Genomic DNA, 17204 nt, shown 5'->3' with positions numbered 1-17204 from the left:
TGCGCATCGCGGCTGAAGAACACCAGATCGTCCCAGCGGCTTTGCTGGAACGGCACCGGGCCGCCCGCGTTGGTGACGGTCCAGCTGATCTCGAACGGCTGGCCGCGCACCACCCGCTCGGGCACGCTCAGCGCGCTGACCACGAGGTTCGGCGCGGTCGCGGGCAGCACCGTCACGGCCTGCGCGGTGGTGTTGTTGCCCTCGCCCTGGAACTCGCGCACGCGCCCGGTCGGATCGCCGCGCACGCCGCGCAACCGCTCCGAGACGCTGGAGCGCGCAAGGCTCGACTCCGACAGCCCGCTGTCGGTCACCGCGAGGATGTGGAAACCGCCCGCGATCTCGAACGGCAGCGTCACCCGCACCGTGGCGGTGTAGCTCTCGCCCGGCTCCAGCACGCCGCGGCGCTGATGCTCGGCGCTGATCTCGCGGCCGGCCTCCTCGCGCCGGAGCAGGTAATCGCCCTCGTCCAGCGTGGCGTCCAGCGACAGATACACCCGGTCCACCCACCAGTCCTCGCGCGTGGCCCGGGTGCCGGTGTTGGTGACGGTGAAGCTGATGTCCACCGTCTCGCCCGCCGTCAGCGTGTCGGGCACCACCAGTTCCGACACCACCAGATCGGGTTCGCGATACACCACCGGCAGGTCGGCCTGCCGGTGGGAGCCGGCCGGGCTTTCGTGCGGCGAGCGTTCCTGCGCAAAGACCAGCTGGCCGATGCGGCTGCTCTGGATGTTGAACCAGCCGCGCTGCGCCTCGGCGCGCGGGGCGGTCCGCTCGCCGGGGCTGCGGACATTGGCAAAGACATGGACATGGAACGCCCCGTCGATGCCCGGCGGCAGCACCGCCGCGACCTCGCGCTCGTAGCTCTCGCCGGCGCCCAGCGGCACCGCGTTCGACACGGTCTCGATCGACAGCAGCACCGCCCGGTCATAGATGAACACCGGATCGGGGCTGATCCAGACCTCGTCGCGCCAGAACTGGGTCAGGTCCCAGACCGGAACCTCACCCTCGTTGGTGACGGTGTAGCGGATCGTGATCGGCTCGCCCGAGAACGCGGTTTCGGGCGCCACCACCGCGCTCACCTGCAGATCGGCAAGGACCGGGGTCACGTCGATGACGGCAAAGGCGGTGTCGTCGATGGGATCGGTGTCGCCCGGGGTGCTGGTGGTCAGCACCAGATAGCTGCCCTGCACCGGCGCAGGCAGGCGCAGGCGCTCGGTCAGCGTGACGCTTTCGCCCGGCGCGAGCTGCGGCGCAAAGCCCGAGCTGATCTCCCAGTTGCGGACCCCCGGCGCCGTGCGCTCGGGCATGTTCGAGATGTCGAGCCAGTAGCGGATGCTGCCCGCGGGCCCCGTGCCGGAGTTGGTCAGCCGGTAGGTGACCTCGAAGTCGTCCGCACCGGCCAGCCCCGAGGTGGCGCTGGCGGTCACCGACAGGATCTCGGCGCGGATCTCCGGGTTGACCACCGGCGGCGGCATGCCGACGATCTGCAGCACATTGGGCCGGCCGATGGCATCCGCGCCCCCGGCCCGGTAGTTGTTGGAGTTCACGCCGGCCGGGTCGTCGGGGTTGACGTTGACCGCCAGCGTGTCCTCCAGCACCTGGTCGAAGGGATCGACCCAGGGCGTGATGTAGTAGTTGCCCGACACCAGGCTCGCCGGCAGCTGCACGGTGACGGTGCGGTCATAGCCCGCGCCCACCTCCAGCACCCCGTCGGTGTATTGCAGCGTCGTCAGCAGCACGTCGCCCCTGGACGGGTGCGGACGGGTGCGGTCGCGCGTCAGCCAGACCTGTTCGGTCCAGGCCCCGGTGTTGGTCGGCCCCACCCCGCGGTTGGTGACGCTGTAGGTGACCGTGACCTCGCTGCCCTCGAAGGTCTGGAACGGCGTGACCACATCGTGGACCACCAGATCCGCAAGCGGCAGCCCCTCCACGAAGAGTTCGTGCACGCGGATGTTGTTGCCCTCGTTCGGCCATTCGTCCACCCGGTCGGTGGCATCGCTGGCGACGACCAGATAGACCGTGTCGCGATACCGCTCGGGCACCTTGAACACCACTTCCTGGCTCAGATACTGCTCGCCCGGGGCCAGCGCGGCCTCGTTCGACAGGCTGGCCAGCAGGATCGAGGCGCTGGTGACGTTGGGCGTCAGCGACAGATACACCCGGTCGGTCCAGTTCGCCACATCGGTGGCCACCGGGCCCTGGTTGATGACGGTGAAGCGCAGCGCGCCGGTGGCGCCGGCGTCCAGCCGGTCGGGCGCCTCGATCAGCGAGACCTGCAGGTCGGGCCGCGGCTGCACCGTCACCGACAGCGCCGTGGCCGAGGCGGTCTCGTTGTTGCCCGCGCGGTCGTGTTCGAACACCGCATTGCTGGAATCGGTGATCACCACCACGCGGAAGGTGCCGCTGCTGCGCGCAGGCAGGGTCAGCTGCGCGGTGCGGGTATAGCTGGTGCCGGCCTGCAACGGGCCGGTGAAGGTGAAGTTGCCCAGGGTGATGTCGCGCCCGCCGGCGGCCGCGCCCACGGGGCGCAGCACGATGCGGTCGTTCCATTGCCCCTCGGCGGGACCGGTGCCGTCGTTCCTGACCGTCCAGGTGACGTCGATGGCGGTGCCCTCGGGCGCACTGGCCGGGATGGTGACGCCGGTGACGATCAGGTCGGGCGGCGGCGACAGCGTCACATCCACCTGTGCGGACCGGCCGGTGTTGCCGGCGTCGGTGAAGACGAACTCGAACGGGGCGCCGATGCCCGCGGTCACGGTGTTGGAGCCCGGCGTCTCCACGAAGAACCAGGTCGGGCCGGTCCACCCCTGCGGCAGGCCGACCGTGACCTCGCGCTCGTAGCTGCCGCCCGCGGACACGAAGCCGATGCGGTTGAAGCTGCCCAGGAGGGTGCGGCCGGTGCCGTCGGGATTGTCGGCGATGAACACCCGGTCGTTCCAGGAGGAGGTGCTGGTCTGCCCGATCCCCTGGTTTTCCACCGTCCAGCGCAGTTTCAGCGGCACGCCCGACTGCGCCGTCTCCGGCGCGCTCACGGCGGTGACCACCAGATCGGCGGGCGGGATCGGCATCACGTCGAAGAACCCGTCGAGCCGCAGCGTGTTGTCGGCCTCGATGTTGTTCTCGAACACCGCGCCATCGGCATCCGTGGTCACGAACAGCCGGAACCGCCCGTTGAACCCCGCCGGCAGCAGGAGGGTGCGGCTCTTGGTGTAGCTCTCCCCCCGGTCGAGCCCGCCGCTGTGCGCGACCCGCGCCAGCTCCACCACCGCCGGACCGGCGGGCCCGGCGATCCGCTCCAGCCAGATGCGGTCCACCCAGGCATCGGTCAGCCCGCGGCCGGTGCCGTCGTTGGTCACCGTCCAGGTCACCTCCACCCGCGCGGGATCCTGCACCGTCTGCGCGGGCGCGACCACCTCGGTGACCGCGAGGTTGGCATAGGGCGCGAGCGTCACCGACACCGCCGCGGCGCGGGTATTGTCGCCCTCGGCCCCCGGTTCGACCACCTGGTGCAGCGCGTCCGTCTCGACCACGACGAACCACGCGCCCGAGGCGAAGACCGGGATGGTCACGTCCATCACCGCGCCCACCGTCTCGCCCGCCGCAAAGGGCACCGGCGCGTCGCTCACCCGCTCGGCCAGCAGGATCGCATCGGCCGTCACGCCCTCGGTGCGGCTCAGCCAGATGCGATCGGTCCAGCCCACGGGCACCGCCCCGCCGCCGGCATTGGCCACGGTCCAGCCCACCTGCACCGTGTCGCCCGACTGGAACGGGCCGTCCGACAGCGTCACCGCCGGCACCGTCAGGTTGGGGTGCAGGAGCGGCACCGCCGCCGCCTCGCCGGTGTTGTTGGCCAGCCGCCCGGCCTCGAACACCCGGTTCAGCCGGTCGGCCTCCACCGCGAAGCGGAACTCGCCGACGCCGAGGTTGACCGGCACCGTCACCGTGAGCGTCACCTCGTAGCTCTCGCCCACCGCCAGATCGAAGCTGCGGTCGATCACCGCCAGCTGCGTGCCGCTGGCCGACAGGCCCGGGCCGCGGATCAGCACCCGGTCCTGCCAGGGCGCGCGCGCCACCGCCTGGCCGGTGTTCTCGACCCTGTAGCGCAGCTCCACCTGCTGCCCCGGCACGAGGCTGTCCGGCCCCTCCACCAGGCGCACCACCAGATCCGCGGCCGGCGCCGGCGACAGCGTCAGATCGCCGCCCGAGCGGGCGAAATTGTTGGCCGTCGCCCCGCGTTCGAACACCGCGCCGTCGGCGTTGGTCACCACCAGCACGCGGAACGTCCCGGCCACCCCGGGCGGCAGCGCGATCGTCTCCACCCGGCTGTAGGAGGCCCCCACCCCCAGCCCGCCGGCGCGGGTGAATTCCCCGATCAGGATGTCCCCGGCCGACGGCACATCGCCGGCCGCGAGATAGACCCGGTCCACGATCCCCCCCGCCGGCGCAGGCATCGCATCGGGGCCGGCATTGGCCACCCGCCACGACACCGCGATGCTGTCGCCGCCCAGATAGGCGCCCGACGGTGCCCCCACCGTCTGCACCACCAGATCCGAAAACGGCGAGGACAGCGCCACCTGCCGCCCGGCCACGTTGTCGGCCCGCGTGTCGGGCTCGGTCACCGCCAGCAGCGCGTCGGTCTGCACAAAGAGATAGACATCCCCCTCCACCCCGGTGGGGAAGACGATCTCGGCCGCGACCTCGTAGTCCTCGCCCACCGCCAGCGCGCCGCTGCGCGCGACCTCGCTCAGCAGGATGTCGCTGCCGGTGTCGAGCGTGGGCGTGGTCGAGAGCCACACCCGGTCCACCCAGGCCTCGGCGTCCGTGGCCACCGCGCCGAGGTTCTCCACCCGCCAGCGGATGGTGCCGGTCTCGCTGCCGCGCGGCGCCACGGGCACGCCGGTGATGCTGGCGACCAGATCGGCATAGGGCCGCGCCTCCGACAGGATGTCGATGCTGAGGAAGTTGTTGCTTTCGGCCTGCGAGACGGTCAGCCCCTCGCGCGCCTCGTTGATCGACCCGCGCCCGGTGGCATCGGCATCGGTCCAGACCTCGACGCGGATCGTGCCCACCCCGGAGGCGCCATGCGGCAGCGCCAGCGTCACGCTGCGCTCGGCGCTGGCGCCGGCGGCAATCGGGCTGTCCTGCACCGCCACCGCGACGTTGTGCAGGGTCTGGCCGGTGGTGATGTTGCGCACCCGGACCCGGTCGAACCAGCTGTCGGGCGTCGCCGCGGCGCCCTCGTTGGCGGTGACCCAGCGGATGGTCAGCGCGTCGCCCGCGCCGGGCGCGTCCTGATCCACCCCCACCGAGGCGACCACCAGATCGGGCGCGGAGGCGCGCCGCAGCACCTCCTCGTTGTTGGCCTCGCCGGTGCCCTCGGGATTGGTCTCGAACACTTCCGCCAGCGCATCGACGACCACGCGGAAATCATAAAGGCCCGTGGCATCCAGCCCCGACGGCCAGCCGAACACCAGCGTGCGCGCGGCGCTGTCGCCCGCCGCCAGCCCGGCATCGGCGGCGATGCGCAGGTCCTGGCTCAGCACCACCCGCCCGGTGGAGATGTTTCGCACCACCAGCCGCTCCGACCACGGCTGATCGGTGGCCCTGGTGCCGTCGTTGCGCGTGGTCCAGGTGACGGTGACCATCTCGCCCGGGGTCCAGCCGGCGGCGGCCGGTGCGACCTGCACATCCTCGGGCCGCAGATCCACATAGGGCGCCAGCGCCACCGCGATGGGCAGGTCGGCCGCGTTGTTCATCTCGGCATCGCCGGCGAGGTTGCTTTCGTCGACGTCATTGCCCACGTCGAGCCGCAGCTGCAGCACCAGATCGCCCACCGCGACCATCCCCGGCGGCAGCGTCAGCACCACCGATTGTTCCACCGCGGCACCGCTGGCGATGTCGCCCCGCGCGGCAGGGTCCCAGGGCACGATCACATCGGCGAGGATCTGGCCGGTATCCACCCGCCGGATCGTGACGCGGTTGTCGAACCGCCCCGCCACCGGCAGCTCGCCCGCGTTGCGCAGCGTCCAGGCCACCGGCACCGGCCCGCCCGACACCAGCGCAGCGTCAGTATCGACGCGCAGTCCCTCGGCCACCAGGTCGGGGCCCGGCACATACTCCAGCCCCGCCAGCCGGATCGGCGCCCGCACCGGGTTGGCATAGATGTTGAACGCATAGCCCTGCGCGTCGGCCTGGCTGATGCGCCCCTCGATCAGCAGCAGGTAGCGGCCGGTCTCGGGCAGGGCGATGGTCTCGACGTCGCTGGACATGGAGGTGCCGAACACCTGCTGGCCATAGGGGTCGAGCAGGCGCCAGTATTGGCGAAAGCTCCCCTCCGTCCGGTCGAAGAAGAACCGCTCGCCCGCCACGGCCTCGAAGGTGTGGACTCGCGTGGCGCTGCCGGGCGACAGCTGCTCGGCCACCGGGGTGCCCGGCGTGATCGCCACCGCCTGCGCCATGTCGAGGATCTGGAAGGCGTAGTCGCCCGTCGCCCCGCCCGAGGGCCGCACGGTGAAGACATAATCGCCCGGGATCAGCCGCAACAGCGGCGCGCTGCCGGCCTGATCGGCGTCGGACTGGCTGAATGTCCGGCTTGCCTCCTGCCCGCGCGGGCCGCCCAGGCTCCATGTCCAGGCGCCGGAATCGGGCGCCTGCACGTCGATGTAGAGCCAGGCCTCCTCGCTCAGGCTGAAGCTGTAGCGGTCCGACTGCCCCGGCAGGTCGATGGCGGCGGTGACCCGCGTGTTCAGCGTCAGCTCCGCCAGGGTCGAGGCCAGCGGCACGATGCGGAACGCGTGGTTCGCGGTGCCGGTGGCGCTGATCGTCCCCTCCACGATCAGCCACTGCGGGCCGGTGGCGCGCAGGACCACCTCCTGCATGCTGGTCGTGGCCCAGGCATTCTCGATCAGGGTTCCGTAGGCATCCACCACCTTCCAGCGGCCGTTGAAGGCGCCGCTCAGATACTCGACAAAGAGCGCCTCCCCCGCCGTGCCGTCGAAGCGGAAGGCGCGGCTGCGGTTCGCCGGATCATACTCCGCCGCCACCGTCTCGCCGAAGACGACCGTGGCGGCGGCATCGAGGTCATGCAGGATGAAGGCGAAATCCCCGGTCGCCGCGCCGGTGCCGGACACGACCAGCCGGTAGTCGCCGGCCGGCGCCAGCATCACCCCCGACGCGCTGGTCTGCCAGGTCGCATCCGCCCGCTGCAGGGTCGATGTGCCCAGCGTGCCGCTCGGCCCCGCCAGCGACCAGAACAGGCCGTTGTCGTTGGTCAGGCTGTCGAAATGGAGCCGCGCCGGCGCATCGAGGGTGAAGGCATGCACCACCCGGTCACCGGCGTTGGCGATGGTCCCCGCCACCGTGGTGCCGGGCGCCATCGCCACCTCGGCGGTGCCGGCCTGCCGCGCCTGCAGCCACAGCGTGCTGGGCGCCGAGGAACCCACGCGCCCCTCCACGATCAGCAGATAGGGCCCGGCCTGCGCCAGCGGCCGGCGCAGGATGTCGGTGTTGAAGGCGCTGCGGTCCTGCACAACGGTGCCGTCCGGCGCGATCAGCCGCCAGTCGGCCGTCGGTCCCGACACCCCCCGCGTTTCCAGATAGAGATCTGCATCGCCGGGCCAGTCGAGGCGGAAGAGCTGCATCTCGTTGCCGGGATCGAGCGTCACCTCCAGCACCGCATCGGGCAGGAGCGGCGTGGCGTCGGCCACATCGAACAGCGCCAGCGCATAGCTGCCCGTCGTCGTGCCGGCGCCGTAGACGTTCAGGTAATGCGCGCCCGCCGGCAGCTCGATCACGGTGTTGCCCGACCGGCCGCTGGAATCGGTCTGGTCAAAGCGCCGCTCGCCCACGCTGCCCGGTCCGGTGATGCTCCAGCGCAGGTTGGGGTTGTTGGTCAGGCTGTCGACCACGATGCGCGTCGCGGCCTCCAGCGACAGCGCCCAGCGGTCCACCGCCCCGGCCACGGTGATCGCGCCCGTCAGTTCGGTGTTCAGCGCGGCGGTGGGCGCGGTGACGGCCCCGGCCACTGCCACCGACACGTTGTCCACGCTCAGACCCATGCGGTTGCCCGAGCCGTTGCGCGCCTGAATCGCGGCCCGGCCCTGATCCAGCTCGAACCCGGCCAGGAAATGCTCGGCGATCACCGTCTGCGCCACGCCGTCCAGCGTCAGTGTCACGCCGACAGTGGTGCCGCCGGCCGTGCGCGTCATCGTCAGCCCCAGCGCACCGTCCGCCTCCACCAGATCGTCGGCCGTCAGGCCCAGCGTGGACAGCGCCACCTCGGCCCGCTGGTTGCCGTAATGCAGCGCGATGGACGGCCCGCCGGAGGTCCGGAACACATTGAGCGCCACCGCCACCACGCCCGACAGGTTGGGCGCCGCCGCCAGCCACGGCACCGGCCCGCCCAGCCCATGCGCCGCGGCCGGGAACCACGCCAGCGTCACCCCCTCGCCGGGCGCGCCCGCCGCCGGCCGGTCGATGCGGAAGTCGAAGGCGACCGCGACACTCTCATGCCGCCCCTCGGCGGTGGCGGAGAACGCCACGCCGTTGCGCTGCTGCGGCTGGTCGTCGGACAGCAGACGCAGCGCGGCACCGGCGCGTCCGGCCGCCACCACTTCCGCCGCCGGGCCGTTGTTGTTGAGAAGCACATGGGCGATGCCCGGCCCGCCCTCGAAATCCTCCAGCGTGGCACCGATGGCCGCGGGCACAGGGCTGGCCGCGAGCCGCAGCCGATAAGGAGTGTCGGTGGTGCCGTCGCGGGTGTCGGGGTCGATCAGGATGTAATGCGTGCCGCCAACCCGCGCGACAAAGCTTGCGGGGTCGAGCCTGCCTGTCTGCAGCTGATGCCCGTCGGGCGTGACCAGCCGCCATGCCGTGTTGTTCGCCGGCCGCCCACCCGAGGGGACCTCCAGCGTCACCGCCTGGTTGCGCTGCAGATCCACCGCCAGAACGGCGATGCCGCGCCCGGTGTCGGGCAGGTTGGCGATGCGCTCCTCGTTGAGGGGCAGCGCCACCGCCTCGGCCACGATGTCACGCAGGCGGAACTGATGGCTGCCGATGGTGTCGTCGATGGCAAAGACGCGCAGCTCATGCGCCCCCGGCCCCAGCCGCAGCACCGTGTCGCCGGTCTGCTGCCGGCCGTCGGTCTGGCTGAAGGGCCGGCCCGCCACCACCGTCCCGTCCGGCCCGGTCAGCGTCCAGCGCACCGAGGCGGCGTTGTGGTAGCTGTCCATCACCAGCAGCGACGGCGCATCCAGATCAAAGGCAAAGGCCCGCACGCGCCCGGGCACGTCGATGTCCGCGGCCATCAGCGCGCCCACCGCCATCGCCACCGGCACCGGCGCCGCGATGTCGTGGATCGCCAGGTGATAGCGCCCGGTGCCGCCCGCCCCGACATGCCCCTCGATCAGCAGCACATAGGTGCCGTCGCGGGCCAGCCGCTCGTCGGTGCGGTCGCCGGGGCTGAGCCGGCCAAGCTCCATCGCGCCGTAGGGATCGATGAGCCGCCAGCTGATGTTGCCCGAGGTGGCGATGTTGTCGATGAAGATCCGCTCGCCCGCCGCCGCGTCGAAGCGATACATGCGGGTGACGTTGCCCGGCGCCAGGGCTCCCGCGATCGCCGTGCCCCTGGTCAGCGGCGCGGCGTCAGCCAGATCGCGCAGCACGAAATTGAAGTTGCCGGTCGCCGCGCCGGCCCCGGTGACCAGAAGCGTGTAATCCCCCGCGGGCAGCGCCAGCACCGGGTTGGCACCGCTGCCGATGCCCACCGCATCGGCCTGGTCCATCCGGCGGTTCGACAGCACCGTGCCCTGCGGGCCGGTCAGGCTGAAGCGGATGTCGGCATTGGCGGTCAGGCTGTCGAGATAGATCTGCCGCGCCTCGGACAGGGTGAAGGTATAGCGGATCTCCTGCCCGACCTGGGCCACGCGCCCCGTCACCCCCTGGGGGATCATGTTGACAAAGCGACCGCCCAGCGCGTTCGGCCCGCCATCCGCCGTGGTGCCGTCGCCAGCCACCGCATCGAGCGGCTTCCACAGCCGCAGCCCGGCCTCGTCACCTGCGAGGGTCAGGCCCATGGCATCGCCGATCTCCGCGGCGCTGCGGGCCACGCCCCAGACGCGCACCTCGTCTATGGCCCCGTCGAACATGCCGGTGTTGGAGGAATCCTCGTTCGTGCGCCCGATCAGGAGCGGCTCTGCGACGGTGCGCCCGGCCGCGACGTTCATGGTGCGCGCCGCCGCCTCGGCGCCGTTGACATAGATGATCTGCCGGCCCGCGGCGCGGTCGAACACCGCGGCGATGTGCACCCATTCGCCCGGCGGCACCCGTCCGCCGGTCGTCTGCAGCGTCTCGCCCTGCCCGGTGGCGCGATCCGCCCGCGCCCAGACCGAGCCGTTGGAGTTCAGCATCAGGCCATAGGCCCAGCCACCCGCGCCGTCGCCCTTGTGGATCACCGGCACCCAGGCGCTGGTGTAGCTCTCGACCTTGACCCAGGCTTCGAGCGTGATGCTCCCGCTCAGGTCCAGCGCCGGATCACCGGCAACCTCCACATGCTCGGCCCCGCGCAGCGCCAGCGCATCGCCCACCGCGCCGGGCACGATCTGCGGCGCGGCGCCGGGGTTGGCGCCGCCGATGGCAATCGGCACCGGCACCGCCTCGATGCGGAAGGCCGACAGCGCATAGGGCACCGTGGCCTGCGGATCGAGGGTGCGGTGGCTCTCCAGCACCAGCCAGTGCCGGCCGTCCACCTGCGGGCGCAGATCGGCGATGTCAGTGGCGGCCAGCGGCCCGCTCAGCATCCGCCCGAACGGGTCGATCACCCGCCAGCGGGCGTCGTTGGCGGAGACGCCGAACCCCTCCAGCCGCACATAGATCCGGTCGCCGGCCAGCGCGTCGATGGCAAACGCCCCGGCGCTGCGGCGCATGTCGAGCGCGCCGGTCAGCCCCGCGCCGTCGATCTCCAGTACCGGCGCGCGGGCCAGGTCCAGCAGGCGCAGGCCATAGCCGCCGCGCGCGGCCACAGTGCCCGACACCGTCAGCGTGTAGTCGCCCGCCGGGGCGTGAAAGGCGAAATTGCCGCCCTGCGTGGTGCCCGACGCGGTGAAGGCCCGGTCGATACGCACACCGCCGGGACCGCGCAGGGTGGCGCGCATGTCGGACCGGTCGGTCAGCGTGTCCCAGTAGAGCAGCCGGTCGTCGTCCAGCGTGAAGGTGAACACGTCCACCGCGCCCGGGACGTCGATGCGGCCGGTGAACACCCCCTGCAGCCCGGCGGTGAAATCCACCACCACCGCATCCGTTCCGGCAAGCCCGCCATTGGCCACCACCAGTGCCGGCGCGGCGGGATCGTCGGTCTCCTCCATCGCCAGCCGCACCACCGGATCGGGCAGGCCCGCGCCGCCGGAACGGGCCGCTGCCGCGCCATCGGCATCAAGGCCCACATCCCACAGCGCGAAACCCGCCATGGCGCCCTCGAACCCGGTCTGATGTGCGGCCTCATGCGAGGCACCCAGCAGCAGCGGCCGCGTCACCGCCACGCCCGGCGCCACGCCACGCACCGCATTGGCAAGCCAGCGGCCGCTGCCGAGGTCGGCGTACCCCTCGCCGCGCAGGGTGCCGGCGGTCTCGATGTCGAAGGCGACGCCGTTGCCGGTGGAGACCACGTCGTAGAAAGCAAAGCTCCATGGCGCCGGGCCTGCGAAACCGGGGGCGGGATCGGCCACGACCGGCGCGCCCTTCAGCAGGCCGCTGGCCGCGATATCGACCGCAACACCGCCGGTGTCGGGGCCGCTGACCGTCAGCGACAGCGCCTCGTTGCCGGTCCGCTCCCAGTGGCGCAGCTCGAGCGCATAGGTGGTGCCGGCCGCCAGCACGACCTCGCCCCAGCGGGTGCTGTTCCCGGCGATGTCGTTGTCGAGGTGGTCGAGCACCCCGCCGACCTCGTTGAGCACATCGACGAGGTTGCCGTCCGCGTCGCGCAACCGCAGGGTCGCGCCATCGTCGGCGCCCAGGGTGAAGCGATAGGTCCCGCCCGCCTCGACCTCCAGGGCCGAGCGGTAGACGATCCCGAAATGATCCTGGTTGGCGGTGGTGACGGCGTCCTCGACCGCGACCTCGGCCCCGTTGAGATAGAGCCGCATCACGTTGCGGTCGCGGTCGAGAACGCCCACGACATGGTTCCAGTCGTTGTAGGTGACGCTGCCCGACGGGGTCGAGATCGAGCGCGTCTCGCCGGTCTCGGTCGTGGCGCTGAGGTGGACATAACCCGCGCTGTGCAGCCACAGCGTATACTGCCGGCCGGCCACCGCCCCCTCGCCGGAATGGACCAGCGGCGTCCAGGTCGTGCGCGGCGCGTCGGGCCGGAACCACAGCGCGAAGCTGACGTTGCCGGTGCGGTTGGTGGCCGGATCGTCCAGAACGATGTGGTTGAAGCCGTTGAAGCCCAGCGCCGCCCGGCCGTCCGGCCCGGTGGCGGCCTGCAGCCCCGCGCCCCCGCCCACCGCATCGAGATCGGCGGTGAAATCCTGCCGCACCGCCGGCTGCAACACGAACCCGTAGGAGATCGCGCCCGCCATCGGCTCGCGGGTGCGCCCCTCGATCAGCAGCGTATAGGTGCCGGTCCGCGCCAGGCTGTGCAGGTCCCGGTCGGCGAAGCGCGGGCGGTTGATCTCGACATTGCCGGCCGGGTCGATCAGCCGCCAGTAGACGCCCTGGACGCTGTTCTGCTCGCGCAGGACGTTCATCAGGAAGCTGTCGCCGGCGGTGCCCTCGAAGCGGTAGATGTCGGTCTCGCGTCGCGGCTCCAGCACGCCCTCGATCCGGTCGCCGATGGCGACGGGCGTGCCGGCCGCCAGATCCATCAGCCGGAAGTCATAATCGCCGGTGCCGGCGCCGTCCTTCCACACCGTCACCGTGTAGCTGCCGGCGCGGGCGTTCAGCACCGGGTTGGCGTTGCCGAAGTCGGTGCTGTCGGCATCGCGCATCCGATAGGTGCGATCGAGCCCCGCCGGCCCCTGGATCCGCACCCGCATGGCGTTGTCGTCGGTGAAGCTGTCGAGATACAGGAACGCATCCGCCGCCAGATCGAAGGTCATCACATGGCGCTGGCCGGGCCGCGCCACCGCGCCCTGCACACGCTCCTCCAGCGCGATGTCCCGCACCGCCGGGTTCTGCGGGTCCTGCAGGGTGAAGCCATAGGTGACGACATTGTCGGCGGCGGCGTCGTTGCGCCCCTCGATCAGCAGCAGATAACGCCCGGCAAAGGGCAGGCTGCGCGGCTCCTGCGCCGCCAGGGCGGTGGTGCTGACCAGCTGGCGCCCGAACGGGTCGATGATGCGGAAATTCGCGGTCTGCCACCAGATGTTCAGGCTGTTGGTGTTGACCACATCCGCAAGGGTGAAGACCTGCCCCGCCGCGGCGTCGAAGGCAAAAAGCGCGGTCGCGGTCGCGGGCTCCAGCGTTCCGGCCACGGCCGCGTCGAAGCCGATGTCGGTCGCCCCGGCCGCATCGAGCAGGCGAAAGGCGAACTCCGGGCGGGTGTTCTGGTTGCCGGTCACCGTGGCGTCGTAGCTGCCCGCCGCCAGCAGCATCACCGGCGCGGTGGAGCTGCGCCCGCCCGACCCGTCGCGCAGGTTGAAGCTGCGGTCGGTGCCCCCCGGCCCGGTGATGCGCAGCGTCGCGTTGGCATCCCCGCTCAGCCCGTCGAAGACCACCCATGCGGGCGCATCCAGCGTGAAGCGGTAATCGACCGACCCGCGCGGGGCGGGCACGCTGCCGCTCACCGTCTCGCCCAGCGCGATGGTGCCGCCATCGGCGCGCACGGCCTCGCGCAGCGCGGTCGTGTAGGTGATGGCCCCGTCGCCTTCCCAGATGCGGCCCTCGATCAGCAGGGTGTGGGTGCCGTCATGCGCCAGCACGATCTCGGTGGCGTTGAGGATGCTCTGGTTGCGCCGGATCTCGCGGCCCCAGGGATCGATCAGCCGATAGGTCACGCTCCAGCCGCTGCCCGCGAGGGAGGCGGTGTCGAGCACGATCCGTTGCCCGGCGCTGCCGATGAAGCTGTAGATGTCGGTGGACCGCTTCGGGTCGAGGCTGCCCTCGATCGCGGCCTCCAGCGCCACCGGCGCCGCCGCGCCCAGATCCAGCAGCCGGAAGCTGTAGGCGCCCGTGGCGCCTGTCAGGCTCTCGACCCGCAGCCGGTAGGTGCCGGCGATCAGCACGAGCCCGGCATCGGCATTCAGGTTCGGCCCGTCCGAGGAGGTCAGCCCGCGGTTCACCACCTCGTCTCCGCGCGGGCCGGTCAGCGTCCAGACCGCGTTGGACGGCCCCGGCGACAGCGCGTCGAAATAGAGCGTCCGCGCGGTGTCGAGGGTAAAGACATAATCCCCCGTCGGCCGCGCCGCCGACAGCGTGCCCAGCACCGTGCTGCCGATGGCATGGGCGGTGCCGGTCAGCGCCTCGGGTGCCTCAGAGCCCTGGTCGACGATCCGCAGCACACTCGTGACAGGCCCGTCGCCTTGCCAGACATACCCCTCCACCAGCACGGTGTAGCGCCCGCTTGCCGGCAGCGTCAGCGTGCCGAGGGCGGACAGCCGGTTGAAGCTCGTCAGCATCCGCCCGAACGGGTCGATCACCCGGCCCAGCACATCACCCGAAGGCTGCGCGAAGGCGATGCGGTCGCCCCGCGCGGCATCGAAGGCCAGCAGGGTGGAGGCCCGCGCCGGGTCCAGCGTCACCTCGATATCGGTGTCGCGGCCCACCACCGGTGCGCCCGCCAGATCGAACAGCCGGAAGGCATAGCCGCCCGTGGCCGCGCCCGTCCCGTCCACCAGCAGCGTGTAGTCGCCGGGCGGCAGGTCCAGCACCGGGTTGGTGGCGCTGCCCACATGCGCGGCGTCGGAGGCCGAGAACGCCCGGCCGGACAGCTCGGTGCCGCGCGGGCCCACCAGCGACCAGGTGATGTCGCTGCGGTTGGTCAGGCTGTCGAAATAGAGCCGCGACGCCTCGGTCAGGGCGAAGCCATAGGCGCGGGCCTCGCCCACGGTGGCGATCTCGCCCTCCACCACCGCGCCCACGTCCAGCGTCAGCTCGGCGGTGGTCCTGGGCATCAGCCGGAAGCCGAAATCGCGTGGCACGCTGTCGCTCGCCCGCCCCTCGATCAGCAACAGATAGCGGCCGTCCTCGGGCAGGACCAGCGGGTCCACGGGGTTGAGCGCGCGCGACTCCAGCGCCTGCCCGGACGGGCCGAACAGCCGCATCTGGATGTTGGTCGTCCCCTCGGGCACGAAGACCAGCCGGTCGCCCGCGGCGCCGTCGAAGCGGAACAACCGCGTCTCGGTGCCGCGCGCATCGCCGTACCGCGGCACCAGCCCGGCGCCTGCGCGGTCCACCGGGCCGTCGCCGTCCGGCCCGTGGTCGAACCCCAGCGCGAGCACCAGCCCCGGCAGCGGGCCGGGCGTGCGCGACATGTGCTGTGCCGCGATCTCCTCGGACGACAACGCCACGGACCAGATGCGCAGCTCGTCCACCGCCCCGCGCAGCGCCTGGGACGGATGCCACCAGTTCGCCGGCCCGTCGCCCAGCATCACCGCCGCCGCGCTGTGCGCAGGCGCGCCCGCGACCGCCCGCTCGGCAACCAGCATGCCGTTCACATGCAGCCGCAGCGCCTCCGCATCCCGTATGGCGGCCACATGCACCCACTCCCCCACCCAATCTCCCGGCGAAAGCGGCGCGGACAGGCGCGTGGCCTCGGTGTCGCCGCCGGCGAAGAAGTGCAGCACGCCCCCCTCATCCACCCACAACCCGTAGCCGTCGTTCCACGCAGGTCCCGAGGTCTTCAGGAGCACCCGCCCCGCGTTCTCGGCCCGCAACCACAGCTCCACCGTGAAGCTGTCGGCGTTCAGTGCGGGATGGTCGTCCACGCTCAGGACCCGGTGGGCCGACCCGTCGAAGGTCCACAGCTGATCCGCGCCCCCCGCCGCGACGGGCGTGTCGGAGGGGCGCAGCGCCCCGGCCACCCCGGCACCGGCATCGCCCAGCCGGCCGGTGACCTCCTCGGCGTAGCCGATCGCCTCGGCCGCCGCGGCCGTCAGCAGCCGGAAGGCATAGTCGCCGATCCGGTCGGTCGCATCGCCCATCGTCAGCACATAGTCCCCGGCGATCAGGTCCAGCACCGGATCGCCGTCCCGCCCGTCCGAGAAGCGCGTCTCGCGCCCGCTCACCTCGGTGCCGCGCGGCCCCTCCAGCGACCAGCGGACGGTCGAGGCCGCCAGCGCATCGAAGAAGAGCCGCGTGTCCTCGGCCAGGCTGAAACGCAGCGCGTGGCGCTGCCCGGCCTGGGTCAGCGTCCCCAGCACCGCCTCGCCCACGGCGATGTCGCGCGCCGCGTCCACGACCCGCTCCACCTTGAAGCCATAGGCGACGTCCTCGGTGTTCTGGATGTGGCCCTCCAGCACGAGGGTGTAGGTGCCGCTCACCGCCACCGTCAGCCGCGCGGGGTCCGCGGTGGGCGCAAACGCGGTCGGCCCGAAGACGGTGTTGCCGTCCGGGTCGATCAGCGTCCATTCCGCCGGGGTGACCCACCAGGCGCCGCCTCCGGTGCGCGCCAGCGCGTCGAAATAGAGCTCGGTGCCGGCCGTCGCCTCGAATCGATAGAGGCTCGTCTCGCGGCCCGCCTTGGCCAGCACGCCGTCGATTCGACGGCCGGTGTCGATGGGCGTCGCGTTATCGACATTGAGGAGGCGGAACTGGTAGTCGGCCTGGTGGTCGCCGACGGCGTCCACCTCCATCAGATAGGTGCCCGCCCCCAGCGACAGGATCGACCCGCCGCGGCTGCCGTCGGCCTGGGTGAAGGGCGTCGGCGCCACCACCACGCCGCCGGGGCCGGTCAGCGACCAGCGCACCTGGCTGTCGTTGTCGAGCGCATCGAAGAGGATCGTGCGCTCCTCCGCGAGATCGAAGGTGTAGAGGTTCGTGCGCCCCGGGAAATCGATGCTGCCCGACACCGGGATCAGGTCCGCCGAGAGCAGCATCCGCGGCTCGAAGGTCTCCAGGTGCAGCCCGCGCTCCAGGCTTTGGGTCAGCGCCGAGGACCGACGCGGCGGCACCGCAGTCGCGCCGACGGCGGTGGACAGGCTGGACGCGTTGAGAAGCCGGGAGAGCGCCAAGCCGCCGCGCCTCCGACGACCGAAGCCCTCGAATATCGTCAC

At 71.7% G+C, this 17204-nt stretch carries 1 protein-coding gene (running past one end of the window); it reads right to left on the bottom strand.

What is annotated here, in order from left to right:
• Positions 1-17204: the start of a putative Ig domain-containing protein gene (locus CCR87_RS13990; protein WP_207186649.1), read on the bottom strand. It extends 20191 nt beyond the left edge of the window; the window shows 17204 of its 37395 coding nt (coding positions 1-17204); the start codon lies at positions 17202-17204; the stop codon falls past the left edge of the window.

Origin of the sequence: Rhodobaculum claviforme (genome assembly GCF_016653255.1) — a bacterium.
GTDB classification, from domain to species: Bacteria; Pseudomonadota; Alphaproteobacteria; order Rhodobacterales; family Rhodobacteraceae; genus Rhodobaculum; species Rhodobaculum claviforme.
The sequence above is the reverse complement of the archived record's forward strand: the minus strand, read 5'-3'. Positions and strand labels throughout refer to the sequence as shown.